Raw genomic sequence first — 23,172 nt, 5'->3', positions numbered from 1 at the left:
GACAGGCTAGAAAATGCGTCTGGCAGCAATTGGAGATAAAACAATAAACACCGCAGCGAGAACACCGAAGGCCGACACAACTTGATTTGGCGTTGGACGCCAATGCCAAAACCCGCCAGCTACGCCAATGTCCCATATGGGACAGATGCCTCGTTTATCTCGGGCCGCACAACACAAGCAGTGGCTCGACTACCGTTCAGAAATCGAACACTATTGCAGCGGATTGCAGAACATAAGATTTGAGGGGAGTTTGACGTGGTAGACGCAACATCAGAGCCTGTTTTGGAGCCCGATCTCGCGATTGTAGATCCGCATCACCACTTGTGGGACCTGCGCCCACTTCTCCCGATGTTCCCCGAACCACGGCACCGGTTTATTGAGGCTCTCCTTCCGGCGGCATATTACACCTTCGACCAATTCAATGCCGAGGTTGCCGAAAGTGGCCACAACATTATCGCGACGGTCTTTATGGAGTGCGGCGCATTCTACAACGCGGCGTACGGTGATCATCTCAAACCAGTGGGTGAGGTTGAATACGTCAACGGTGTCGCGGCGCAGTCTGCCAGCGGGCTGTATGGCAATGCTCGGTTGTGCGCAGGCATTGTAGGCCACGCGGATCTGATGCGCGGAGCTGCCGCTGGTGAAGTCCTTGATGCGCTGATGGAAGCATCGCCAGAACGTTTCAAAGGCATCCGACATCAAGGCGCATGGGATGCAGACCCAGAAGTCCTTGGCCCTCCTTTTCATGCACCGCCAGACCTCTATCGCGATCCCACTTTCAGAGAAGGTTTTGCCGAGCTCGGTAAACGTGGCCTTAGCTTCGATGCATGGATATTAGAGCCGCAGATTGGCGACGTGGTAGACCTTGCTCACGCATTCCCGGACACTCCTATTTGTCTTGATCATTGCGGAACGCCGCTTGGCAATGCGAGCTATGAGGGCAAGCTTCAAGAACGATTTCCAATGTGGCGCGAGGCAATTCTCGAACTTGGCAAATGTGAAAATGTCATGGTGAAACTGGGCGGCCTTGCCATGCACAATTGCGCAATGCCAGAGAAAGGGCCTGCTGCCGGCATTGGTTCAGACGAATTAGCGCCCCTTTGGAAGCCCTACATTGAAACATGTATTGAGGCATTCGGTACTAAGCGAGCAATGTTTGAAAGCAATTATCCGGTTGATCGCTGGGGGGCGACGTATTCTGTCTTATGGAACACATTCAAACGTATAACCGCGAGTGCGAGTGTGGATGAAAAAGCAGCGCTCTATGCGGGGAACGCAAGTCGTTTCTACGCGCTTGATGAGGTGACAAAAGTGGGTGTTGTGTCGCGTCAGCGCTGAGATTAACCCGCATCCAATATTTCAGGAGACAACCAGAATGCCCCTACCCGCGCCGTTTGACCGCCTTCGCCTTCCGCTGATCGGATCTCCGCTTTTTATTGTATCTGGCCCAGAACTGGTAATCGCACAGTGTAAAGCAGGGATTATCGGAAGCTTTCCTGCTCTGAATGCGCGTCCGCAAACGCTCCTGGATGAATGGTTGCACCAGATCACCGAGGAACTGGCAAAGCACAATCGTGAAAACCCAGACAGGCCTGCGGCACCCTTTGCGGTGAACCAAATTGTCCACAAGTCGAACGATCGCGTCATGGCAGACATGGCCACTTGCGAGAAATGGCAGGTTCCCATGATCATCACATCACTCGGCGCGAGGACTGAAATTTTCGATGCAGTGCGAAATTGGGGCGGGATCACAATGCATGATGTGATCAACAATCGCTTTGCCCACAAGGCGATTGAAAAAGGTGCTGACGGTCTTATCCCCGTCGCGGCAGGTGCTGGCGGACACGCAGGCACGCAATCACCTTTTGCTCTGATGCAGGAGATTCGCGAATGGTTTAATGGGCTTGTTGCACTATCTGGCTCCATTGCTCACGGCGCCTCAATCCTTGCCGCGCAAGGCATGCGGGCTGACTTTGCCTATGCAGGCAGTGCATTTATCGCGACAGAAGAGGCGAATGCTGATCCAGCCTATAAGCAAGGCATTGTTGATGGGTCAGCTGAAGGGATCGTCTATTCAAATCTCTTCACAGGAGTTCACGGCAATTATCTGCGCAGCTCAATCGAAAACGCTGGGCTTGATCCTGACAATCTGCCTGAAAGTGACCCCTCAAAAATGAATTTCGGATCGGGCGGCAATACAAAAGCAAAAGCCTGGAAGGATATATGGGGCTCAGGTCAGGGCGTGGGCGCAGTAAAATCGGTCGGAACGGTGGAAGACATGGTCGCTCGGTTGGAAAGCGAGTATCATGAGGCCAAAGCCAAATTGCTATCCGAGTCCGGATATTCACCGTGGCAGCATCTCGCAGATGCAGCCGAATAACAAAGCGCAAAAGTCCAGATCAGTCCTATGAAGCACCTGTGCCGAAGAGCCTTTCGGCCATGTCATCAAGCTCGGTGAAGTCGTATCCTGTGCCTATGGGATCGTGTCGATTGAGAATCAATGGCCTGCAGTTCGAGTTTTGGCAGGTCCCAACGAGAAGACGTCGGCGCAGGGCTTTTTGAAACCATTAAATTCTGCTTAGCGCTACCTGATTTGCCCCCTCATTGTCTTGGCTGAAACTAGTAGACCAATCTTTCTCAATGCTACCTACACGCATAATCACCACTTCATTGTATCTCTTGTGCGGACCTCTATGGAGCGGCAAGCCCGTTTCTGCCGATCGTCTCTCGGTAGAGGGAAGCAACAGGCCATTTACCCTAGAGTCATGAAAACCAATGGCATCGCTTCCAAGGTTCGAGAACATTGGCTCGAAACATTTGAGTCCGAGCAATTGCAGCGGCAACAAATGATGACACTGACTTGAATGCTTGTATTTGGGATCGCGACAATGATTGGCAGATCGAAAAGGTATTACCTTACGATCTCTTTTAGTTGATTTTGTGCAAATATAAGAAGCTTGTACGGACAAATATGCCCGATGCGAGAACGCTCGCCTACAATCCCTTTGCCCCCTGCTCATTCATTATTCAGGCCACACTCTAATAAATTTTTGGTTACGTGATGGACGCATTATTAAGGGAATACGGTCCGGACCAGTAATTCTCTCTGCTTCTGAAATACCACCGATAAGAATGACATGATTTATTATGCGAACCGCTAGGCGAGTTGCAGCTACCTTGTCATCAGACAGGGGCTTCTCAATCCTGACTTCTTGACCGACCCAGAAATCAAGGCCCACACTGACCAAAGCGCCGTCACTCGTTTCGTTAAACGCGGTTAGTCCGAGTGCGGGAAATGCCCCGCCATCAAGCCAAGCTGTTGAAATGGATTCGAAAAATCGTCTGCCGATAACACTTTGAGATGGAGGCCAGAAGATACCTGCAATCGACTCAAAGTGATGGGTAAGATCGCGCGCAAGCGCAATCATGCCTTTTACGACGGGCATGGATGCCTTTCCGCTGATCAGATGCTCGCCCGGGATTATTCGAAGCGCCTCGAACTCGGATGGGTGAAGCTTTTCATCAAAATCAAAGCGGAAACCGATTGCAGAGATTTCATCGGCATCACCCGGTTCAAGGCCCTTCAAATCGAAGGTGAGGCCGTTGTGAAGCAATTCTACCCAGACTGATTCGCTGAGTCTGTTACGCTCCAATTGTAGCTCAGAGGCTACGGTTTCTCCGTCGTCTGACGCAAGATGCAATGGCGATCCATCGCAAGGATCATGGGATATCGAAATCGCTCTCTGGCTCTTGGCAAAGTCGCGAATTGCAAACCTATTGGGCCGATTGCCCTTGGCAAACAGCAGAAAAAGCCCTTCCGACGCAACAAGATGCCCGTCTGCGATTACAAGTGCCCCCTCTTCTGTGTGAGTGAAACCTCAAGTCCAAGGACCGGAACCACGATTGCGGCGCCTCTTAGGCTTCGAATACAATTCTGTCACTCTTTCGCTTATTACAGTATGTACACTAAAAAATCCCGCTGCGCATTCCCTCGGCCAAGCCCGCACCCAAATCGCGGCACTTCTTAATCACGTTTTCTGGCACATGCTTTTTATCAAGGATTGCTTCAGGCGTCTGCGCGTCGAAGTTGACGATCATCTCCTCCGCAACCCGTTTAAGACGCCAACCCTTTGCAATCCGATCAAGCTGCGCCTGGGCCCCTGTCCCATCTGAACCAGCTGCGATGATTGAAGCGTATGGGCGGCCTTCGATTTTACCTAAGAGGGGATAATAGAGACTGTCGAACATCTCCTTCATCAAACCACTCATGCTGGCTAGGTTTTCTGGACATAGAAAGACAAACCCTGCTGCAGCCTTTACTTCGTCCAATGTGACGTCGTCAGCTCTTCGCAAGAGACCGCATTCTCCTGCACCTTTTGCCACAGCTTGTGCCATCGCTTTGCTCGCTCCCGTTCTGCTATGCCATATGATCGCAAGCGTAGGAGATGGGCTAGGACGTTCGATCATATGTGTCGTCGCAGACAGGAAGAGCTGTCGATTGTCAATCGCCCCGCCCTGTCACGCCGCGTGCTTTTGAGCTATCGGTCTACCATGGATCTCAACTCAATTTCTGCCGTCCTTGGCGTGACGAATTCCCTTAGCGGGAAGACTTGGAGCTGGCGCGGGGGGACTGGCGAACTCAACGGCGATCCACGTGAGCTAGATCGGACAATTCTTGAACAATTGCTGTTGAGCCGAGGTGTGTCGCCGCACGATCTCGCTCGACACTCTTCGCCGACGCTTCGAGAGTTTCTCCCCGATCCTTCTCAGTTTCAAGATATGGATCAGGCTGCTGAAAGGATTGCCCAAGCCATCGTCGCCAACGAGAAAATCACGATTTATGGCGATTACGACGTTGATGGGGCGACCAGCGCTGCTCTCTTGGTTCAACTGCTTCGCGACCTTGGGACGGATGCAGCCTATTACATACCCGATAGGCTACTAGAAGGTTATGGGCCCAGCGGAGAAGCTCTCGTCAAATTGGCAGAAGAAGGTTCGACCCTGATCGTCACCGTCGATTGCGGCGCGATGGCTCACGAGGCATTGACGATGGCGCGCGACGTCGGTGTGGATGTCATCGTCGTAGATCACCACAAGTGCTCGGCAGACCTTCCCCCCACTACAGCGCTTGTGAACCCGAACAGGCTGGACGAGAACGATCTCGCGGCCTCCCACGGGCACCTTGCTGCTGTAGGCGTCGCCTTTCTTTTGGCGATTGCGCTGGTTCGTTTGTTGAGAGCGCAAGGATACTTCGCCGATCGCGAAGAGCCTAATCTCATGGGATTGCTCGATCTGGTCGCGCTTGGAACGGTGGCGGATGTTGCAGCTCTTCACGGGCTCAATCGTGCATTCGTTTCGCAGGGCCTGAAGGTTCTTGCGAGACGTGAACGAATTGGAATGGCCGCGTTAATGGATGCAAGTCGGTTGAACCGTAAACCGCAGGCATCCGATCTAGGTTTTGCATTGGGGCCGAGAATCAATGCGGGGGGCAGAATCGGCGAGTCGACCCTCGGCGTCAGGCTGCTCACCACTGAAGATCGCGACGAAGCTCGAGAAATCGCCGAGAAACTCTCGTACCTTAACGATGAACGTCGCAAAATTGAAGGAGAGGTCCAGGAGCAGGCCGAGGCGCAATTGGCTAATCAGCACAATATGGCAGTGCACGTGGTCGCCTCGAATGGTTGGCACCCCGGGGTGATTGGGATTGTTGCCGGACGGCTCAAGGAAAAAACCGGAAAGCCATCGATTGTTGTCGCTCTTGATGAGGCAGATGACACCGGGAAAGGATCTGGCCGATCCATCAGCGGGGTCGACCTCGGTGCGGCCATCATCGCTGCAAGAGAGCAAGGTCTGCTCATTGCAGGCGGAGGGCACGCCATGGCAGCGGGACTGACTGTTGCATCGGGCAATTTGAGTGCGTTCACTGAATTTCTAAACGAGCGCCTTGTGAGTGATATCGAAAAAGCTCGCGCTAGCTTGTCTATGCAATTGGATTTATCACTATCGCCCGGCGGCCTAACCCCAGAGCTTGTCACGACATTGGATGCTGCTGGTCCGTTTGGAGTTGGATGGCCTGCGCCACGCGTCGCGGTCGGTCCTGTCCGCATTGTGAAGGCAGACATTGTTGGCAAAGACCATTTGCGCATCATTGCTGCAGGCAAAGACGGGAAATCGTTCAAAGCAATCGCTTTCAGAGCGGCTGATACCGAGATGGCACAAACTCTTCTCCATCGGAGCAATGGGAGGCAGTTTTACTTCGCGGGTCGAGTAAAAACCGATGATTGGGGGTCCCGTCCTGCAGCCGAACTACACCTCGAAGACGCTGCATTTGCCGATTGATTTTTGCCCACGCTAGGCATGAGAAGAGAAAAAAGCGCACTGAGCGCTACTGAGGGGCTTGACCCCTTCTCTCGTCACCCCTAGATGCGCGCTCTCGCAAACGAGCGTGGCCCGTTCGTCTAGCGGTTAGGACGCGGCCCTTTCACGGCTGAAACACGGGTTCGATTCCCGTACGGGTCACCACTTTTCCATCACCTTCATCACATAGCTTCGCTCGTTGATCGAATTTATGCGCGAGCCTTTCCACCAAGCCTCCAAGGCGGTAGAGGGCGAGCATGGATTTCAGGCACAGCCTTCCCATTGCCGGAATTGTTCTGGCCAACATCACCATCGCTGCGCTGATTATTCTCGATGTTGATCCGATCATCGCGATTTCGGTCCTCATCGTCTGGGTCGGATCTCTTTTGCTCGCTTCTGGAAAGCCTCCGGAACCACCAGCAATCATTGTCGAGCAACCCATTTCGATAGACTCAATGCGAAAGCTGGTTGAGAACTCGTCGACGCCCATGCTTGTAACGGAACGCAATACGATCGCCGCTGCCAATCGAAATGCGCGAAAAATGCTTGGACAGCATATCATCGGGCAAGACGCCAGGGTCGCATTTCGCCAGCCCGAAGCGATTTCATTATTCGCGACTGACAGCAATGGAACTGCAATCGTTCGTGGCCTCGTTCGGCGTCAGGATATCTGGCGCGTCAACCGACAGTCGATTGATGACGATCTGGCTGTGATCGAATTGATAAACCAGACTGCAGAAGCTGATATAAGCCGCGCTCACACCGATTTTGTCGCCAACGCAAGCCATGAATTGCGTACACCGCTCGCAGCAATTCTTGGCTATGTAGAAACTCTCAGTGAAAGCTCGGAAAACCTGGATTCGCCGACAGCCAAGAAGTTTTTAAGCACGATCCAGCGTGAAGCGGAACGACTGCACAGCTTGATTAGCGACCTGATGAGCCTTTCGCGCGTGGAAGCTGAAAAGCACGATGCACCACGAGACAAACTGGAATTTGCTGAAGTTGTTGAACGAGCGGCGCGCGATGCAGCTGGCTCACAGCGAACTGACCGTCTGACACTCAATCTAGCAAGCGGCGCTTATGTACACGGAGATCGTGGTCAGCTGGAGCAAGTCGTTCGAAATCTGGTCGACAACGCGCTTAAATACGGAGCACCTGAAACCAACGTGCTTGTTACTCTCGACCGCGCACGTAGCGGTGAAGCGCGCCTGTGCGTCGAAGACCATGGCGAGGGAATCGCCCCTGAACACATCCCTCACCTCACGCGCCGCTTTTATCGAACCGATCCGGGCCGAAGCCGCGCATCGGGTGGGACCGGCCTAGGTCTTGCGATCGTCAAACATATTGTGGAGCGGCACAAAGGCCGTCTCGACATCGAAAGCAAATTGGGAAAAGGGACGCGGATCACCGTAAGGATACCGATCGCCAAGTCTGATCCAGAACCTGCCAACGTATCGAGCAGACCGCCAGAACGAGTTTGGGAAGAAGAACACCCGTGAGATTGTCTTATTTCCACAACATGTAGGTTGCATGGCGACGCGCTGGGCGCTTTGACGTTGCTTCGCTTAGACAGATTGTCAAAAGTTGCTCTCACGATAACTAGGCACAGGGGAAACGGGCCTAATTCATGTCGCCGATTACGCTTATCATCATCGCCATCGGGCTGGGCCTTGCAGGCTGGCTTGCCGGGCGGGCAAAGGCGTGGAGCTTTCAAAAAGCGAGCCCGGATACCCGTCCCGTTGCACGGCCTGTTTACCATGCATGGTATGTCGCTGTTTGGGTGGTCATCCCTGTGCTCGCATTCGTGGCGATTTGGTCGATCATCGCCCCGCAACTAATAACACAAAGCGTTCTCGCGTCGCCCGGTGCGCAAAACCTCCCAAGCTTCGGCTTTGAGCGCGACGCGTGGCTTGCCGAAGCGCGCGCTGTTGCCAGTGGCAATGCCCCTGGAGTGTTTAACGACGGAGCAGAAGCTCTCGTTGAACCGTATCGTGCGGCTATCCAGCGCTACACCTGGATTGGCATTGTTCTGACAGTTGTGATCGCATTTGGCGGCGGCGTTTTCGCCTTCTTAAGAGTGCGCCCTGATTTTCGTGCGCGCACTCGCGTTGAGCGAACTGTAATGATCGTGTTACTGCTCGCATCACTTGTCGCAATCCTCACCACTTTCGGAATTTTCGCGAGCTTGGTTTTCGAGACCATTCGGTTTTTTGGCATGGTCTCACCGGTCGATTTTCTCTTCGGCACGTTTTGGTCGCCTGACCCTATGAGCAATCCGGAAAATCCCGATGGTTCACGCTATGGCGCAATACCTCTTTTCTGGGGCACCATCTTCATCGGTGCCATCATCGCGATGATTGTAGCCATTCCGCTCGGTTTAATGAGCGCGATCTATCTGACACAATACGCCGATCCAAGATTGCGTGCTTGGGTGAAACCAGCGCTCGAGATTCTCGCTGGCGTACCAACAGTTGTATACGGTTACTTTGCCGCTCTCACCGTAGCCCCCGCGATCAGAGATGCCGCGATGGCTCTCGGAATGACAAATGCATCGACGGAGAGCGCTTTGGCTGCTGGCGTTGTGATGGGGGTAATGATCATCCCGTTCGTGTCCTCGATGGCCGACGATTCCATTGCAGCCGTGCCAAGCGCGATGCGCGATGGCTCTTACGCGATGGGTGCCACCAAGTCAGAGACCATCCGCAGAGTCCTGTTCCCCGCTGCTCTTCCGGGAATCGTTGCTGGCATTATGCTTGCGGTGAGCCGAGCCATTGGTGAAACCATGATTGTGGTCATGGCTGCGTCAACTGCTGCAAATCTAAGCGCCAATCCGCTAGAACGTATGACGACGGTGACGGTTCAAATCGTGAAGATGCTGACTGGAGAAGGCAGCTTTGATCACCCGGCCACTCTCAGCGCATTTGCATTGGGTTTCGTGCTATTCCTCGTCACATTGGCCCTCAACTTCATCGCCTTGCGAGTGGTGAAACGGTTCCGGGAGGCATACGAGTAAAATGGCAACAATCGCCTCATCCAATATCGCCGATGTAAATTCGGAAACCCGTCCAACTCGTACGCAGGCGTTCGAGAGGCATCTTGCCAAGCGATATCGGTCTGAACGTACATTCAAATTCCTCGGTCAGGCCGCCATTGTCTTCTCAGTCGCTGTTCTGATTTTTCTGCTCGGGAGTATGCTGTTCAATGGAATTGGTGGGTTTCAAAGGTCAGAACTCACCGTTCCCATCGATTTTCCGGAAAGCGGGATCACCGGAGACGAGGTTTCCTTGACAGCGCCAAGCGCCGCTCAAACACTGGAAATGCAGGGTCTGCCAGACATTGTCGAGAATTTCGCAGAAGAAGCACTCGGCGAAGCCGGTGCCGAGCAATTGAGCCGCGATGCGTGGCGCGATGTGGCAACAGCATTGAGCGAGGATCCATCGCTTATTTACCGAACGCATACATTTCAGCTTCCGGCATCATCCGATCTCGCTGCAGGCTTGGATGGAGAGGGCTCGCCTGAAATGCGGGCGCTCGCGCAGGAGCTTGCTGCAGAGGGTAAGCTTGCCGAGAATTGGGATTGGGGGTTCTTGGCGAGGTCCGATGCCACCAGCCCGCAACAGGTTGGCATTTGGGGAGCGCTAAAGGGTTCAATCCTGACCATGATCGTCACTCTGGTTCTAGCGTTTCCGATCGGCGTATTGGCGGCACTGTACCTAGAAGAATACGCACCTAAGAACCGCTGGACCGATTTGATTGAGGTTTCGATCAACAATTTGGCCGCTGTGCCTTCGATCATCTTTGGCCTGCTAGGCTTGGCAGTATTCCTAGCCGTCTTCCCCAATTTTCGCTCAGCTCCCATAATCGGAGGCATGACCTTGGCGTTAATGACGATGCCAGTGATCGTGATCTCCGGCCGCAATGCAATTAAGGCCGTTCCACCATCAATCCGGGATGGAGCATTGGCCGTTGGAGCATCTCCCGTTCAGGTGGTGTTTCACCACGTCCTCCCGCTGGCGCTCCCAGGCATGCTTACAGGCACAATCATCGGCATGGCCCGTGCCTTGGGCGAAACGGCACCGCTTCTGATGATCGGAATGCGCGCTTTCGTGGCAACGCCGCCAGACAGCTTTACTTCGCCCGCCACAGTTCTGCCTGTGCAGATATTCTTGTGGTCAGACGAGATTGATCGCGGCTTTGTCGAACGTACGAGCGCCGCGATCATAGTCCTTTTGCTGTTCCTCCTGTTGATGAACGGCCTTGCCATTTACCTCCGCAACAAATTCGAGAAAACCTGGTGACAGTCATTCACGAGAATATGGAAGACGTTGGCGCGAAAATGAAAGCGCGCGATGTCTCTGTCTATTACGGCAATAAGAAAGCTATCGATGAGGTATCAATCGATATCTCGCCCGACTACGTGACCGCCTTCATCGGCCCATCAGGCTGCGGGAAGTCCACGTTCCTGCGCTGCTTTAATCGGATGAACGACACGATTTCGGTGGCCCGCGTCACGGGCAACATCGAACTTGAAGGCGAAAACATACTCGATGACACGATGGATGTCGTGCAGTTGCGCGCGAGGGTGGGAATGGTTTTCCAGAAACCCAACCCTTTTCCCAAATCGATTTACGAGAACATCGCCTACGGGCCCAAAATCCACGGTCTGGCCGAGAAGAAAGCAGATCTAGATCTGATCGTTGAGAAGTCGCTTACTCGCGCAGGTTTGTGGGATGAGGTGAAAGACCGCCTCGACGATTCCGGCACGGCACTTTCGGGTGGCCAGCAGCAGCGCCTGTGCATCGCACGCGCGATTGCAGTCGATCCAGAAGTGATCCTCATGGATGAGCCAGCGTCTGCTCTTGATCCAATCGCCACTGCGAAAATCGAAGAGCTCATCGATGAGCTTTCGGGTCGCTATGCCATAGTCATTGTCACCCACTCTATGCAGCAAGCCGCTCGCGTCAGCCAGCGCACGGCGTTCTTCCACCTCGGAAAGATGGTCGAATATGGACCCACTTCCGATATCTTTACCAATCCGATTGAAGAAAGAACGAAGGATTACATCACGGGGAGATACGGCTGATGGCTGATCATACCGTCAAGGCCTTCGATGAAGACATCACTCGCCTGCGCGGTTTGATCGCTGAAATGGGCGGTCTGGCCGAAGTTGCCATCCAGGAGGCGCTGGATGCAATGGTGCGCGGCGATGAGGAACTGGGTGACCAGGTTGTCGCACGCGATGCAAAGATCGACGCACTGGAATCCGAAGTGGATCGCCTTGCGGTTCGCATTATCGCCTTACGCGCTCCTATGGCAGACGATTTGCGCGAAGTGATTGCGGCGTTAAAGATCGGCGGTGTTGTTGAGCGGATCGGTGACTATTCAAAGAATATCGCGAAGCGCGTTGGCATGATCGAAGGGCGGGATCGGTTTGAACCATTGACCTTGCTCCCAGCCATGGGTGAAATCGCGAGCGAGATGGTGCATGACGTGCTCACCGCCTATGCCGCGCGTGACCCCAGTTTGGCGCGTGAAGTGATCGCAACCGATGCAAAAGTCGATGCGTTCTACAACAGCATCTTTCGCAATCTTGTGAGCCACATGGTTGAAAATCCGGCGACCATATCCAGTGCAGCTCAGCTGCTGTTTGTAGCAAGAAACTTGGAAAGGATCGGTGACCATGCGACCAATGTGGCAGAAATGGTTCATTTCGCTGCAACCGGTACCTATCCCCCCGAAGAGGATCGCTAACCGAGCGCAAAGACGGGCCCGATCGCTCCTGGCCAAAAATTTTGCGTCGCCATTTCTTTAAATTGTAGTCAAACTGAAACAAGCAAACTTGGTGTGGTGATCTCCTAGAGCCACAGGAGGGTGTAAGCTCATGTCCGCAAAATTGCTTCTGGTCGAAGACGATCCGGCCCTATCCGAATTGCTAGAATATCGCTTTCAGAATGAAGGCTATCAGGTCCGATGCACCAGCGATGGTGATGAGGCGATGGTCCTCGCGAGCGAAGATGTGCCGGATCTGATCATTCTCGACTGGATGATTGAGGGAACGAGCGGCATTGAGGTTTGCCGCCGTCTACGCCGCGACAAAGAAACAGCACATGTCCCCATTATCATGCTGACCGCGCGAGAAGCGGAAGATGATCGCGTTCGAGGTCTTGAAACTGGCGCCGATGACTACCTGACAAAGCCTTTTAGTCCGCGCGAACTGCTTGCGCGTGTCGCAGCCGTGATGCGGCGCATTCGCCCAGCTTTGGCTGGCGAGACGATCGAAGTGGGCGACATCAAGCTCGATCCAGTTGCCCACAAAGTGCAGCGGCGCGGTCGCTCGCTTCAATTGGGGCCGACTGAATATCGTTTGCTTAAATTCTTTATGGAGAGCCCTGGCAGGGTGTTTAGCCGTGGCCAGTTGCTTGATGGTGTATGGGGCACCGGGAGTGATATTGAGCTGCGCACAGTCGACGTACACATTCGCCGTCTCAGAAAAGCGATCAGCGTTGATGGCGCCAAAGATCCTATACGCACCGTCCGCTCAGCAGGATATGCGTTGGAAGCGATCTGAAGTATGGCAGGATTAACGACAAACTCCCGTCCATCTTGTGCTTTGATCGAAATGAAAATGGTCTGCATGTGCCGCATTGAAATCGGGTGACAGGACGGTCGCGTAAACATCGCATGCCTCATCGCGGATCCGCCTTAAAAACTGCGCCTCCTCGTCTGATCCATCCCATCCTTTAAGAAGTGAAATCCGGCGGCCGTCAGCCAGAATGAAAGCGGATATGTCGATTGCATTGGCGGTCGCATGCTGGCTCCACCCACTGCCTGATCCTGCGCCGCGCATCCTGCGGCAATTGTAAGCGCCCATATGCTCCATTCGCACAAGTTCACTGCCCAGGATTTCGCGGGCTGCCGGCTCCACGGCTTTGCGTCGCCACATTTCAAGCGCTGCTGCCACGGGACATGTGACAGCTGGCGTGTTGGGAGCGAGCGGAATATCAGTGAGTTGCGTACGGTCAGGCCGAGCACAAGGCCCCTCGCCCACGGGCTCGAGCGCGGAGTACTCTATTCCGCTGCGATCAAGCACGGCGCGACATTCCGGAACATTGTCGCGCAAAGCGACAAGTTTGGTGACCGTTGCCATCCCCACAGGGTCATTAAGGTCAAGCGGCGCCCAAGGGTTGTGCTGCGGATTAGCTTCGAGCCAGTTCCAACCCGCAAATCCCCCGATCGCGCCAATCGTCAGCAGCAGGATTGAGCGTACCAAGCGAGAACCTGCTTTCTTCGTCCTTCGCGTGCGCTTTCGCTGTGATCTGGACATTAGTGGCCTTTAGTGAAAATCGCGCGATTTGGGCAGGATACGATGGTTGCGCGGATGCCCCTGAACATTTGGTAGCTGATCGATGATCTCACGCACCTGAACAGTTTTCTGTTCCTTGCTCGCAGAGACGTTCGCTCTGCTTGCAGGCATTTTGTGGCTGCTGATCGGCGAATTGACGTGGTCTGCGCGCGCAATGGGGGCGTTCAGCATATCGTCCGACAGCGCATACAATTTGTCCGTCGCATCCGTCATATGATGCGCAATCACGTGAATGACCTCGTCATCATATTCCACTCGTCCACGCACCTCCATCAGCCGCGCGCCCATCACGACCTTGCGCTGCTTTTCCTTGAGATCTGGCCAGACGACGAGATTGATGACGCCTGTTTCATCTTCCAGCGTGATAAAACACACGCCCTTGGCGCTGCCAGGACGCTGTCGGATCAGGACGACGCCCGACACCTGCACCACAGAGCGGAATTTGCGGTTTCGAAGATCGCATGCCCGGACAAAGCCACGCTCGGCGAGACTCGCCCGCATAAAGGACATTGGGTGCGCTTTGAGGCTCAATCGGGTGGTCTGATAATCGGCGACGACTTCCTCGGATAGTGGCATTGAGGGAAGGTACGTCTGCGCATTTTCACCCCCCTCATCGCGCGTTTCGGCAGCGCGGAACAGTGGCAGATTGGGTCCCGCAATCAGGCTGCGCGCATCCCATAGCGCCCGTCTGCGCGGCAAATGGAGCGAGGTAAAGCAGTCCGCACTGGCAAGCCGCTCAATATGGGCGGTGGGAATGCGTGCACGATCCCGCAGGGCTCGCACGTCAGGAAACGGTCCATTACTGTCGCGTTCATCAATCAGCTGCGCCGCGACATGCTCAGGCAACCCGTCGACTTGGCGAAAGCCGAGGCGGAGAGCAATCGATCTGCCGCCTTGGTCCTCGCCTTCCGAATCCTGGGAAACCTCTTCCAAGGTGCAATTCCAGTCGGATCCATTCACATCTGCGGGCAGGACTATGACCCCGTGATCTCTAGCATCGCGAACAATCTGCGCTGGGGCATAAAATCCCATTGGCTGCGAGTTGAGAAGCGCCGCTGCAAAAGCAGCCGGGTAATGACATTTCAGCCAACTTGAAATGTAGACAAGATGCGCAAAGCTCGCCGCATGACTCTCAGGAAAGCCGTACTCGCCAAATCCTTTGATCTGGTTGAAACAGCGCTGGGCGAAATCCGGATCATAACCACGATCCACCATCTTACCGACCATCAAATCCTGTAACTCATCGACCATGCCTCGACTGCGGAAAGTTGCCATGGCCTTGCGCAACCGGTTGGCTTCCTTGGGTGAGAACTTCGCCGCATCAAGTGCGATCTTCATTGCCTGCTCTTGAAAAATCGGCACGCCATATGTTCGGCCCAGGATCGATAACAGCTCGTCGGCAGGCCCCTTGTCCGGTGCAGGGCTCGGCATGTCGAAGTGGAACTTCTCACCCATCTCCCGTTTTCGGCGGCGCTGTTTGAGATAGGGATGCACCATATCGCCCTGGATCGGCCCAGGCCTGACAATTGCGACCTGCACGACCAGATCATAGAACTCACGCGGCCGAAGACGCGGAAGCATGTTCATCTGCGCGCGGCTTTCGACCTGAAAAACACCAAGCGAATCGCCCTTGCAGAGCATGTCGTAAACCGCAGGATCCTCGGATGGGACAGTTGCCATGGTCAGCGAGCGTCCATGATGCCTCTCCAGAAGATTGAGCCCCTTGCGGATACAGGTGAGCATGCCGAGAGCCAGAACATCGATCTTGAAAATGCCCAGCTCATCAATGTCGTCCTTATCCCATTCAATAAAGCTGCGATCGGGCATTGCTCCATTTCCGATCGGCACGGTCTCTGTCAGTGGGCTATCAGTGAGGATAAATCCTCCGACATGCTGGCTTAGGTGACGGGGCATACCGATCATCAGGTGGGTCAGCTTAAGAACGCGCTGCAAATGCGGATCCTCCAGATCGAGCCCGGTTTCCGCGGCGTGCTTTTCTTCAATCCCGTCACCCCATGAACCCCAAACAGTCCTGGATAGTGCAGCGGTGACATCCTCGCTCAACCCCATCGCTTTACCGACCTCGCGGATCGCCATGCGTGGGCGATAGTGAATGATCGTAGCGCACAGACCTGCCCTGCGACGACCATATTTCTCGTAGATGTGCTGGATCACCTCTTCGCGCCGCTCATGTTCGAAATCGACATCGATATCAGGCGGCTCAGTGCGCTCTTCAGAAATGAAGCGATCAAACAGGAGCTGGTGCTTTGCCGGGTCGACTTCGGTAATCCCGAGACAAAAGCATACCGCTGAATTGGCAGCACTGCCCCGCCCCTGGCAAAGAATGGGTGGATCCTGGCTGCGCGCGAAATCGATGATTTCCTTGATCGTCAGGAAGTAGCGGGCGATCTGGAGCTTGGAGATTAGGGCAAGCTCTTTCTCGATCGTCGCATGCACCGACGAAGGGACACCTTCCGAATAGCGCCATTTTGCGCCTTCCCAAGCCTGTTGTGCGAGATAATCTTGCGCTGACATGCCGCCAGGATAATGTCGCTCAGGGTATTCGTAGCGCAGTTCGCTGAGGCTGAAATTGCAGGCATCAGCCACGTCGCGCGCAGCTTGGATCGCATGCGGCCAGCGTTCGAACAGGCGGATCATATCTTCAGGCGATTTCAAGTGCCGCTCTGCATTGGCGTGGAGCAGGTCCCCCGTTTCCTCCACTGTCGTCTTATTCGCAATCGCTGTCATAACGTCCTGCAACGGGCGACGCTCGGGCGCATGGTAATGCACGTCATTGGTTGCAAGCAGCCTCAGGCTATTGGTCTGAGCGAGGGCCTCAAGACGATCAATCCGCGCGACGTCGTCTCCGCGATAGAGGTAAGATGCTGCGAGATACTGCAATGCGGGAAGTTGGCGAGCGAGGCGAGGAAGGATATCAGCGAAAGGAGCGGTGAGTTCGCTGGGGCCGAAATGGTTTACACCTTCCGCCCCCTCCTGCTTGTGGGAGCTTTCCGGTTTCGTAGACCCGCCTCTAGCCACTCCCGCAAGCGGGAGTGGAATAACATTGCTTGGAACGGTGATTGTTACGCGCTGATCTAAATCATCCGGCGGCAGCAGGATCAGCTGCACTCCCTCCGAATGCTCAGCCAGCATTGCCAGACTGATTTCGCATACACCCTTTTCCTGCCACTTGCCCGACAACGTCTGCATCCGGCCTTCGCTGATAAGGCGGCACAAGCGGCCATAAGCGGCTCGGTCACGCGGGTAAGCGAGAAAAGCGAGACCTTCGACTGTCTCAATCCGCGTCCCGATTACCGGACGCAGTTTGAGCGTCGCCGCCTCGGTGTGCATGCGCACCACGCCTGCAAAACTGTTCGCATCGGCAATCCCGATTGCATCATAGCCCAAAACGCGCGCCGTCATCACAAGGTCCACCGCGTCCGAGGCCCCTCGCAGAAAGCTAAAACAGCTGACCAAGCCCAGTTCGATAAAGGGCGCGCGTGGCGGCGCGTCAATCAGGTCGGGATCGATCTCCAGCGTGCGTTTGTCAGGGGTGAGAGGGGCTTCAGGCATATCACGCTGGCAGCGCGTCCAACCGCGCCTTCACCGATGTCAGATCACGCGCGAACAATTCGGCCTGGGTCTCGCGCGCTTCTCCATCGAGCCTTAAAAGATAGGAGGGGTGCGCCGTCACCCATAATTCCGCTCCCCCTTCAAGCGGGATGGGCGTCCCGCGAGCGCGCGAAACGCTCACTGTCTTCCCCAAAAGCCCGCGCGCCGCAGAAGCACCCAAGGCGAGCACTATGCGCGGCTTCACAACCTCGCGCTCAGCTTCGAGCCACCAGCGGCACGTATCGATCTCTTTCGCTGTGGGGGATTGGTGGATGCGCCGCTTGCCGCGCTGGACATATTTGAAATGCTTGACCGCATTGGTAACGTAAGCTGCGTTTCGATCAATTCCCACCTGCGCGAGATATTCATCAAGCAATTGCCCAGCAGGCCCCACAAATGGCCTGCCTTGCAAATCCTCCTGATCGCCCGGCTGTTCGCCCACGATCATCAGCGGTGCAGTCTCAGCCCCCTCACCCATCACACCGCGCTTGCCGCATTCAGCAATCGGGCAGTCACGGCATGCGCTGACACCTGCCGCTATCGCATCGAGCGTGGCAGGCCGTTCTTTCGCCTCCCTAGCCCCCGCTGCCACCATACCGGCTTCGCGTGCCTGCGCCCCGGCGATGAGATCGGGGATCAGCTTCGCCTCAGGCATGTTCTTCCAATATTTCTTTGGCATTTCCGCAAGCATTGCGCCCACTTTCAGCCGTGCTGGATTGAAGATCGAGGAATAGTACGATTTCCAAAGCTCCTCGACAGGATCACCTTGGGGCGCATCCTCTCGCCGTGCCGGACCACTTTCGCGCATGGTTGTGCCATCCCAGTGGAGGCAACCGCGCGGGGTCAGGATCGACCAGTTCATGTTCGCAAAGCGGCGCATGAAGAACCCGGCATTGGCGCGCACGATGTGATGATCGGGCTCAAACCAAGCTACATAGTGATCCGCGCCGCTTTCATCGCGTACTTCGCGGAAGCGGACGAAGGCGTGCATTTTGTGGCTGTCACGGCGCACGGATTTGTCGAGCTCTTCAATCCGGCGGACATTCGGATCGGCCTTGTCCTCCATGATCCGGGGATTGGATTGGAGCTTCCATAAGAGCAGATAGAGCTGCGCGAAGCGTGTTTGGTCACTGTGTAGGATTGCGTTTCTTGCAAGTCTGAGAAAACGCCGCGGTACCCGTACCTCGCGCGCATCCTTACCGGGCGACGGCAAGCGCCTGGTCCTGCGAGGCGGCCCGCCCTCTGCGAACAGATCACCCGTCCCGCCCGGTTCCACCCAGCTCACACGATCAGGCGGCACATCGCACTGGATCAGCGCCCGCGCCCGCTCCCGCCAGTAAGCGAAATCATCGGGCTGAGGCATATGGACGACGTAATGCGCTCCCAAGGAGACATTCTGCATGCTGGCGCGTTGGGCTCTCATCAAAACAGCTCCAACTGCTCTTCTTTGGGAGCAAGCAGGCTGCGCAGATCCGCCCGGTCCGTCAGCGTGGTTGGCCGCCAATCGAGCGCCACCAGAAACGGGCGCACTTTCGCGATCGACTGCGTAAGCTTTGCCACATCATCCAAACGCAAAGTCCGATGCCGCCGCGCACGCAAAATCCGCTGCACTGCCACTGTCCCCAGCCCCGGTACGCGAAGCAATTGCTCTTTCGATGCGCGGTTTACATCGAGCGGAAATTGATCACGGAATTTCAAAGCCCAGGCAAGCTTGGGATCGATATCGAGCGGAAGATTGCCGTTCTTGTCGGTCGCCTGCGCCACTTCCTGCGGCGCGTAGCCATAAAAGCGCATCAGCCAATCGGACTGATACAATCGGTGTTCGCGCATCAAAGGCGGGCGCTTCAAAGGCAGCACGGCAGATGCATCGGGGATCGGAGAGAACGCGCTGTAATACACCCGGCGCAGGCCAAAGCCTTTATAAAGGCCACTTGCCCGCCCGACGATATCGGCATCATTGGCATCATCCGCGCCCACAATCATCTGCGTCGATTGGCCCGCAGGCGCAAAGCGCGGCGCGTGTTTGAAGCGCTTCCTTTCATCCTTTGCCTCGATGATGCGAGCCTTGGTCTTGCCCATCGCCCCTTCGATCTGGGTTTCATCCTTGTCAGGCGCGAGCCGGGTCAGACCTTTGCGCGTTGGCAATTCGACATTGATCGAGACACGATCCGCATAAAGGCCGGCCTGGTGGATCAGCTCCGGATCGGCCTCTGGAATGGTTTTTAGGTGAATGTATCCGCGAAAATCGTACTCATCACGCAGGATACGCGCGCATTCGACCAGCTGCTCCATCGTGTGATTGGAGCTTTTGATGATACCGGAGGAGAGGAACAGCCCCTCAATATAATTGCGCTTGTAGAAATTGAGCGTCAGGTCCGCGACTTCCTGAGGAGTGAACCGCGCACGGCGCACATTCGAGCTTTTGCGGTTGATACAGTAATGACAATCGAAAATGCAGTGATTGGTCAGCAGGATTTTCAGAAGCGATATGCACCGTCCATCGGGCGCATAGGCATGGCAGATCCCCATCCCCTCGGTCGAGCCAATGCCCTTCCCGCCCAGCGAGTTCTTCTTGGCCGTCCCCGAAGACGCGCACGAAGCATCGTATTTCGCAGCATCGGCGAGAATTTCGAGTCTATCACGAAGCGACATCTGAACCACGGAACACCTTTTTGTTCCTTATATGTTCTGATGTAGGATTTTCAAAATGCAAAGTGTGCAAGTAACAAAAAGGCCGAGCCCTTCGGTCCGTATCTGACGGCAGCATCACGGATGATTCAGTAGAGCATCGTCACCGAATGATGGTCGCAAGCTGGGGATCTCTGCTCTTGCTCAGGTGTCCGAAATTGGGGTGGGAGCGGACTGTTTGATTTCGGCCCAAGCACGTATGATCAGACGCTGACGGCCAAAGACGGCGCTCACGACTCAACCTGATCGAGTGACCGAGATATCGCTTGCGTAGCGACAAACTCATTATATAAGCGCTTATATGACTGATGTTCATAAAACTGGCTTAGGTACCCAGCTTCGCTTGTTGCTTTTGCAGCTCGACGGCGAGCTGACTGCGCATTACAGACGCCAGGGACACCAGTTTCGCCCGCGCTTCTATCCGGTTTTCCAGCTTCTTATGCGTAATGAGGGCGCGTCGGTTTCAGAGATTGCCGACCAGCTGCAATGCAGCCAGCCAGCAGCCACCCAAACTCTCGCCGAAATGAAACGTTGCGATTTCATTGAATACGCAAAAGGTAGCGACCAGCGCGAGCGGATTGTCAGCCTTTCACAGCACGGACTCTCTACAGCGAAAGAACTACAGCCGATCTGGAAGGCCGTTGCGCTCGCAGCGTCTCAACTCGACGATGAGCTACCGTATCCCCTCTCTACAATCCTCGACGAAGCCCTTGCAGCATTGACGCTTAAGAGCTTCCCAGAGCGGATTGCAGAGTTCAGTTCACGTGAGGAAGATTAGAATGAAGCGGCTTCGAATAGCTTTCTTGATCCTCTATGCAGCGCTGGGAAGCGAGCTCGTGCTTGCTGAGAATATCGATGATGCCGACCGCGCAGAAATCATCGACAATGCCGCGACGCTGTTGAGAGCTCGTTATGTCGATCCAGAACTCGGCGCTCAGCTCGCTCAGCGGCTGCCAAAGGCCTCCCAAGACTGGCAAAACATCTCGGATCCTGAAGAATTCGGACGTGTTGTCACCCAATGGCTGCGTGAGCAATCACGCGATGGTCATCTCGGTCTGAGCTATAGCGCCACACCAATCTCTGAAGACAGTGGCGAAGCAGACTACTCTGCTGCCGAAATGGAGCGATGGTATGGTCCCCATCGCAATCATGGCGTCGAGAAAATAGAGCGTCTCGATGGCAACATCATGTTGCTAGACCTGCGGGTCTTTCCTCCGCCCTCAATGGCCGCCGACGTCATTGCAGCCGCTATGACCGTGGTAGCTCAAGGAGAGGCGCTCATCATAGATCTGCGAAAGAACAGCGGCGGGGCCGAGACGGCGAACCTCATCACGGGCTATTTGTTAGATGAAGGCGAGCACCCCCTGACTGGAACGTACAATCGCCCAAAAGACCGGCACAGTGCCAGCACATCGCCCTCTTGGGTGCCAGGCCGAAAGTTTGGAGGCACGAAGCCTCTCTACATTTTGACCTCGCACCGAACCTTCTCCGCGGCCGAAGCGCTGGCCTACAATCTCCAGGCGCTGGGCCGCGCAACGATCGTTGGGGAGGTCACCGGCGGTGGTGCGCATCCATTCGAATATCGCCGCGTCCACGAGCATTTCGCTCTTGATCTTCCGGAAGGCCGATCGATCAATCCTATTACCGGGAAAAACTGGCAGAACGTAGGCGTTAGGCCCGACATTCAAGTGTCAGAAGAGCAGGCATTGGAAAAGGCGCTCGACCTGGCGCGTGAAGCAATATCTTCAGTTGATGGTGACATTCAGTAGCGACGACGAGATCACGTCCGCTTTTGGGTCCCGGACAGGTGATGATCTACGTCCGCGTTTGGGTCGAAAGCGGATCCTGGTGCTGGGAGGGCAGGAGAAACCCAATTACATATGACTATGTCCCGGCTGATCTCCTCGCCAAGTCAAATCTCCCGACTTCGCTAAGGACATCAAATATCTAATGATTGTTAGCAACTTCCGCGATGGGTCGAAAGCCATATAAGCCACACAGCCTATGCCGATCGGGCAATACCTATCTCAGCCTACTGCGCGTACTTGAGTGGCGAAAATGCTCGAATGCGCAATCGGACTATCTGGGAGAGTATGAATGAAAAAGGCTATGACTGCTTCGGTACTCGGAGCGAGTGCATTCGCTATGGCTGCGTGTGGCGGAACCGAGGCTGCTTCCACTGGGATTGACACCAGCGATCCAATCACCGGTGCAGAGGTGGAAGCAGCCCAGCAGGCATGGGGTGAAGGCATTGTCAAAATCGGCGGCGTCTTCACCGAAGAAGGTGATTACCGGCAGGCCGCTACTGATCACATCAACGAGTTCTACGCTTACGAAGAAAGCGACACAGTTCTATTCAAGCCAACACTGGCTGCAGAGGACCAGTTCCGCGGCACTTTTGAAGGCGCTTTGAGCTACTTTGTCGGCGCCGAAGGGACCGAAGATAAAGGCTTTGCGCTAGCGCCTTACACAGCTGTACGCTGGGAAAACGAAGGCACCGTCATCGATGAAGATGGCGACAAAGCTATTGCCATGGGTAATTACTACTTCACCGGCACAGACGGCAGCGAAACCAAGGTAGAATACACATTCGGCTACATGAAGGACGATAACGGCGATCTAAAAATCACTGTGCACCACAGTTCATTGCCTTTCGACCCAAGCTGATTGACGAGCCCCCCCGAGAAGGTCGTCAGTCTGCCGAGACTGGCGACCTTTTTCTTGGGGCCGGACGAAATTTGAGCAGATATGAGCGGCAGTAGTGCCCAGGGTTAAACTTTGCGCTGCTTGTCCGCTGTGTCGGTTTCCAATGGGCCGCCTTTTGTGGCGCGCAAATGATCGAGCACGGCGGGGTGGATGTTTCCTTCGAACGAAACACCGGCATATTTACCCTCGACCCAGGCGACTTTGCCGAGCGGGGCATTCACTTCGCCGACTTTAAGAATGATGCGATCACCGATTTTCGTAAATCCGGCGCTGCCTCTCACTTTGCAACCGCCCTCGGAAATGTCGACCAGATCGACATAAACGACACGAGATTGCACCCGCCCCTTAACCATAAGGCTAAGCGGGTGGCGTTCTGCGGAACGAGGTATCGAGTGCATATTCATATCAGCCTCATTGCACAAAATGGTGAACGAAACTTAAGCGAG

General features: G+C 55.0%; 20 protein-coding genes and 1 tRNA gene. 13 read left to right on the top strand and 8 right to left on the bottom strand.

Annotated elements, in window-relative coordinates:
* Positions 1–255: 255 nt before the first annotated feature.
* Both AUC45_RS01465 and AUC45_RS01460 read left to right on the top strand, forming a co-directional pair.
* Positions 256–1,338 carry an amidohydrolase gene (locus tag AUC45_RS01465; protein ID WP_067597109.1) on the top strand — a complete coding sequence of 361 codons (1,083 nt, stop codon included), beginning with the start codon at positions 256–258 and terminating at the stop codon, positions 1,336–1,338.
* 37 nt (positions 1,339–1,375) lie between these two features.
* Complete coding sequence (locus AUC45_RS01460; protein ID WP_067597100.1) at positions 1,376–2,380, top strand: nitronate monooxygenase family protein; 1,005 nt, start codon at positions 1,376–1,378, stop codon at positions 2,378–2,380.
* 187 nt (positions 2,381–2,567) lie between these two features.
* Here the strand turns inward: AUC45_RS01460 and AUC45_RS16155 are convergent, their stop codons facing one another.
* The 3 genes from AUC45_RS16155 to AUC45_RS01450 all read right to left on the bottom strand — a co-directional run bounded on the left by AUC45_RS16155 (position 2,568) and on the right by AUC45_RS01450 (position 4,395).
* The gene (locus tag AUC45_RS16155) at positions 2,568–3,020 is read right to left on the bottom strand and encodes an AHH domain-containing protein (protein ID WP_156423710.1); all 453 of its coding nucleotides are present in this window, start codon (positions 3,018–3,020) and stop codon (positions 2,568–2,570) included.
* 3 nt (positions 3,021–3,023) lie between these two features.
* Positions 3,024–3,653, bottom strand: a complete 630-nt coding sequence (locus tag AUC45_RS01455; RefSeq protein ID WP_156423709.1) for a hypothetical protein — start codon at positions 3,651–3,653, stop codon at positions 3,024–3,026.
* A 313-nt stretch (positions 3,654–3,966) separates the two neighbouring features.
* Positions 3,967–4,395, bottom strand: coding sequence for a flavodoxin family protein (locus tag AUC45_RS01450; protein WP_082700958.1), 429 nt, complete (start codon positions 4,393–4,395; stop codon positions 3,967–3,969).
* Between the two features lie 156 nt (positions 4,396–4,551).
* Between AUC45_RS01450 and recJ the strand changes: the two genes are divergently transcribed.
* The 8 genes from recJ to phoB all read left to right on the top strand — a co-directional run bounded on the left by recJ (position 4,552) and on the right by phoB (position 12,925).
* A complete protein-coding gene (recJ, locus tag AUC45_RS01445) occupies positions 4,552–6,339 on the top strand; it encodes a single-stranded-DNA-specific exonuclease RecJ (RefSeq protein WP_067597092.1) in 1,788 nt (595 codons plus the stop codon).
* Positions 6,340–6,447: 108 nt separating this feature from the next.
* Positions 6,448–6,522 (top strand) — tRNA-Glu (locus AUC45_RS01440).
* A 92-nt stretch (positions 6,523–6,614) separates the two neighbouring features.
* Complete coding sequence (locus tag AUC45_RS01435) at positions 6,615–7,856, top strand: ATP-binding protein (protein WP_067597089.1); 1,242 nt, start codon at positions 6,615–6,617, stop codon at positions 7,854–7,856.
* 128 nt (positions 7,857–7,984) lie between these two features.
* Entirely contained in the window at positions 7,985–9,370 is a 1,386-nt protein-coding gene (pstC, locus tag AUC45_RS01430) for a phosphate ABC transporter permease subunit PstC (RefSeq protein ID WP_067597084.1), read from the top strand.
* Between the two features lies 1 nt (position 9,371).
* Positions 9,372–10,655, top strand: a complete 1,284-nt coding sequence (gene pstA / locus AUC45_RS01425; protein WP_067597081.1) for a phosphate ABC transporter permease PstA — start codon at positions 9,372–9,374, stop codon at positions 10,653–10,655.
* Positions 10,656–10,672: 17 nt separating this feature from the next.
* Complete coding sequence (gene pstB / locus AUC45_RS01420) at positions 10,673–11,440, top strand: phosphate ABC transporter ATP-binding protein PstB (protein WP_233998526.1); 768 nt, start codon at positions 10,673–10,675, stop codon at positions 11,438–11,440.
* Positions 11,440–12,108 carry a phosphate signaling complex protein PhoU gene (gene phoU / locus AUC45_RS01415; protein ID WP_197409481.1) on the top strand — a complete coding sequence of 223 codons (669 nt, stop codon included), beginning with the start codon at positions 11,440–11,442 and terminating at the stop codon, positions 12,106–12,108. Before pstB ends, phoU begins: the two co-directional genes overlap by 1 nt.
* Before the next feature lie 130 nt (positions 12,109–12,238).
* On the top strand, positions 12,239–12,925 hold the full coding sequence (gene phoB / locus AUC45_RS01410; RefSeq protein ID WP_067597071.1) for a phosphate regulon transcriptional regulator PhoB: 687 nt from the start codon (positions 12,239–12,241) through the stop codon (positions 12,923–12,925).
* A gap of 12 nt (positions 12,926–12,937) precedes the next feature.
* Here phoB and AUC45_RS01405 read toward each other — a convergent pair whose 3' ends face one another.
* The 4 genes from AUC45_RS01405 to AUC45_RS01390 form a co-directional block, all read right to left on the bottom strand.
* Positions 12,938–13,627, bottom strand: coding sequence for an extensin family protein (locus tag AUC45_RS01405; protein WP_233998494.1), 690 nt, complete (start codon positions 13,625–13,627; stop codon positions 12,938–12,940).
* 63 nt (positions 13,628–13,690) lie between these two features.
* Positions 13,691–17,293, bottom strand: a complete 3,603-nt coding sequence (locus AUC45_RS01400) for an error-prone DNA polymerase (RefSeq protein ID WP_067597068.1) — start codon at positions 17,291–17,293, stop codon at positions 13,691–13,693.
* A 1-nt stretch (position 17,294) separates the two neighbouring features.
* Complete coding sequence (locus AUC45_RS01395) at positions 17,295–18,755, bottom strand: UdgX family uracil-DNA binding protein (RefSeq protein ID WP_082700907.1); 1,461 nt, start codon at positions 18,753–18,755, stop codon at positions 17,295–17,297.
* On the bottom strand, positions 18,755–19,984 hold the full coding sequence (locus tag AUC45_RS01390) for a putative DNA modification/repair radical SAM protein (RefSeq protein ID WP_067597067.1): 1,230 nt from the start codon (positions 19,982–19,984) through the stop codon (positions 18,755–18,757). Before AUC45_RS01390 ends, AUC45_RS01395 begins: the two co-directional genes overlap by 1 nt.
* A 337-nt stretch (positions 19,985–20,321) precedes the next feature.
* On the opposite strand from AUC45_RS01390, the gene AUC45_RS01385 reads away from it, so the two are divergent.
* The 3 genes from AUC45_RS01385 (at position 20,322) to AUC45_RS01375 (ending at position 22,687) form a co-directional block, all read left to right on the top strand.
* Positions 20,322–20,798, top strand: coding sequence for a MarR family winged helix-turn-helix transcriptional regulator (locus AUC45_RS01385; RefSeq protein WP_067597065.1), 477 nt, complete (start codon positions 20,322–20,324; stop codon positions 20,796–20,798).
* Between the two features lies 1 nt (position 20,799).
* Positions 20,800–21,789, top strand: a complete 990-nt coding sequence (locus AUC45_RS01380) for a S41 family peptidase (RefSeq protein WP_067597063.1) — start codon at positions 20,800–20,802, stop codon at positions 21,787–21,789.
* Between the two features lie 328 nt (positions 21,790–22,117).
* Positions 22,118–22,687 carry a phosphoribosyl-AMP cyclohydrolase gene (locus AUC45_RS01375; RefSeq protein WP_197409480.1) on the top strand — a complete coding sequence of 190 codons (570 nt, stop codon included), beginning with the start codon at positions 22,118–22,120 and terminating at the stop codon, positions 22,685–22,687.
* A gap of 104 nt (positions 22,688–22,791) precedes the next feature.
* On the opposite strand, the gene AUC45_RS01370 is transcribed toward AUC45_RS01375, so the two are convergent.
* Positions 22,792–23,130 (bottom strand): PilZ domain-containing protein, encoded by a 339-nt coding sequence (locus tag AUC45_RS01370; protein ID WP_233998493.1) that lies wholly within the window; start codon positions 23,128–23,130, stop codon positions 22,792–22,794.
* Positions 23,131–23,172: the final 42 nt, after the last annotated feature.

Origin of the sequence: Erythrobacter sp. YT30 (assembly GCF_001542875.1) — a bacterium.
Taxonomy (GTDB): domain Bacteria; phylum Pseudomonadota; class Alphaproteobacteria; order Sphingomonadales; family Sphingomonadaceae; genus Erythrobacter.
This window is presented reverse-complemented; position numbering and strand designations above follow the sequence as displayed.

Excerpts from the sequence above, each read along its gene's own strand:
- AUC45_RS01460 (WP_067597100.1), top strand. The coding sequence starts at position 1,376 with ATGCCCCTACCCGCGCCGTTTGACCGCCTTCGCCTTCCGCTGATCGGA.
- AUC45_RS16155 (WP_156423710.1), bottom strand. The coding sequence starts at position 3,020 with ATGAGCAGGGGGCAAAGGGATTGTAGGCGAGCGTTCTCGCATCGGGCA.
- AUC45_RS01450 (WP_082700958.1), bottom strand. The coding sequence starts at position 4,395 with ATGGCACAAGCTGTGGCAAAAGGTGCAGGAGAATGCGGTCTCTTGCGA.
- recJ (WP_067597092.1), top strand. The coding sequence starts at position 4,552 with ATGGATCTCAACTCAATTTCTGCCGTCCTTGGCGTGACGAATTCCCTT.
- AUC45_RS01435 (WP_067597089.1), top strand. The coding sequence starts at position 6,615 with ATGGATTTCAGGCACAGCCTTCCCATTGCCGGAATTGTTCTGGCCAAC.
- pstC (WP_067597084.1), top strand. The coding sequence starts at position 7,985 with ATGTCGCCGATTACGCTTATCATCATCGCCATCGGGCTGGGCCTTGCA.
- pstA (WP_067597081.1), top strand. The coding sequence starts at position 9,372 with ATGGCAACAATCGCCTCATCCAATATCGCCGATGTAAATTCGGAAACC.
- pstB (WP_233998526.1), top strand. The coding sequence starts at position 10,673 with ATGGAAGACGTTGGCGCGAAAATGAAAGCGCGCGATGTCTCTGTCTAT.
- phoU (WP_197409481.1), top strand. The coding sequence starts at position 11,440 with ATGGCTGATCATACCGTCAAGGCCTTCGATGAAGACATCACTCGCCTG.
- phoB (WP_067597071.1), top strand. The coding sequence starts at position 12,239 with ATGTCCGCAAAATTGCTTCTGGTCGAAGACGATCCGGCCCTATCCGAA.
- AUC45_RS01400 (WP_067597068.1), bottom strand. The coding sequence starts at position 17,293 with ATGCCTGAAGCCCCTCTCACCCCTGACAAACGCACGCTGGAGATCGAT.
- AUC45_RS01395 (WP_082700907.1), bottom strand. The coding sequence starts at position 18,755 with ATGAGAGCCCAACGCGCCAGCATGCAGAATGTCTCCTTGGGAGCGCAT.
- AUC45_RS01390 (WP_067597067.1), bottom strand. The coding sequence starts at position 19,984 with ATGTCGCTTCGTGATAGACTCGAAATTCTCGCCGATGCTGCGAAATAC.
- AUC45_RS01385 (WP_067597065.1), top strand. The coding sequence starts at position 20,322 with ATGACTGATGTTCATAAAACTGGCTTAGGTACCCAGCTTCGCTTGTTG.
- AUC45_RS01380 (WP_067597063.1), top strand. The coding sequence starts at position 20,800 with ATGAAGCGGCTTCGAATAGCTTTCTTGATCCTCTATGCAGCGCTGGGA.
- AUC45_RS01375 (WP_197409480.1), top strand. The coding sequence starts at position 22,118 with ATGAAAAAGGCTATGACTGCTTCGGTACTCGGAGCGAGTGCATTCGCT.
- AUC45_RS01370 (WP_233998493.1), bottom strand. The coding sequence starts at position 23,130 with ATGAATATGCACTCGATACCTCGTTCCGCAGAACGCCACCCGCTTAGC.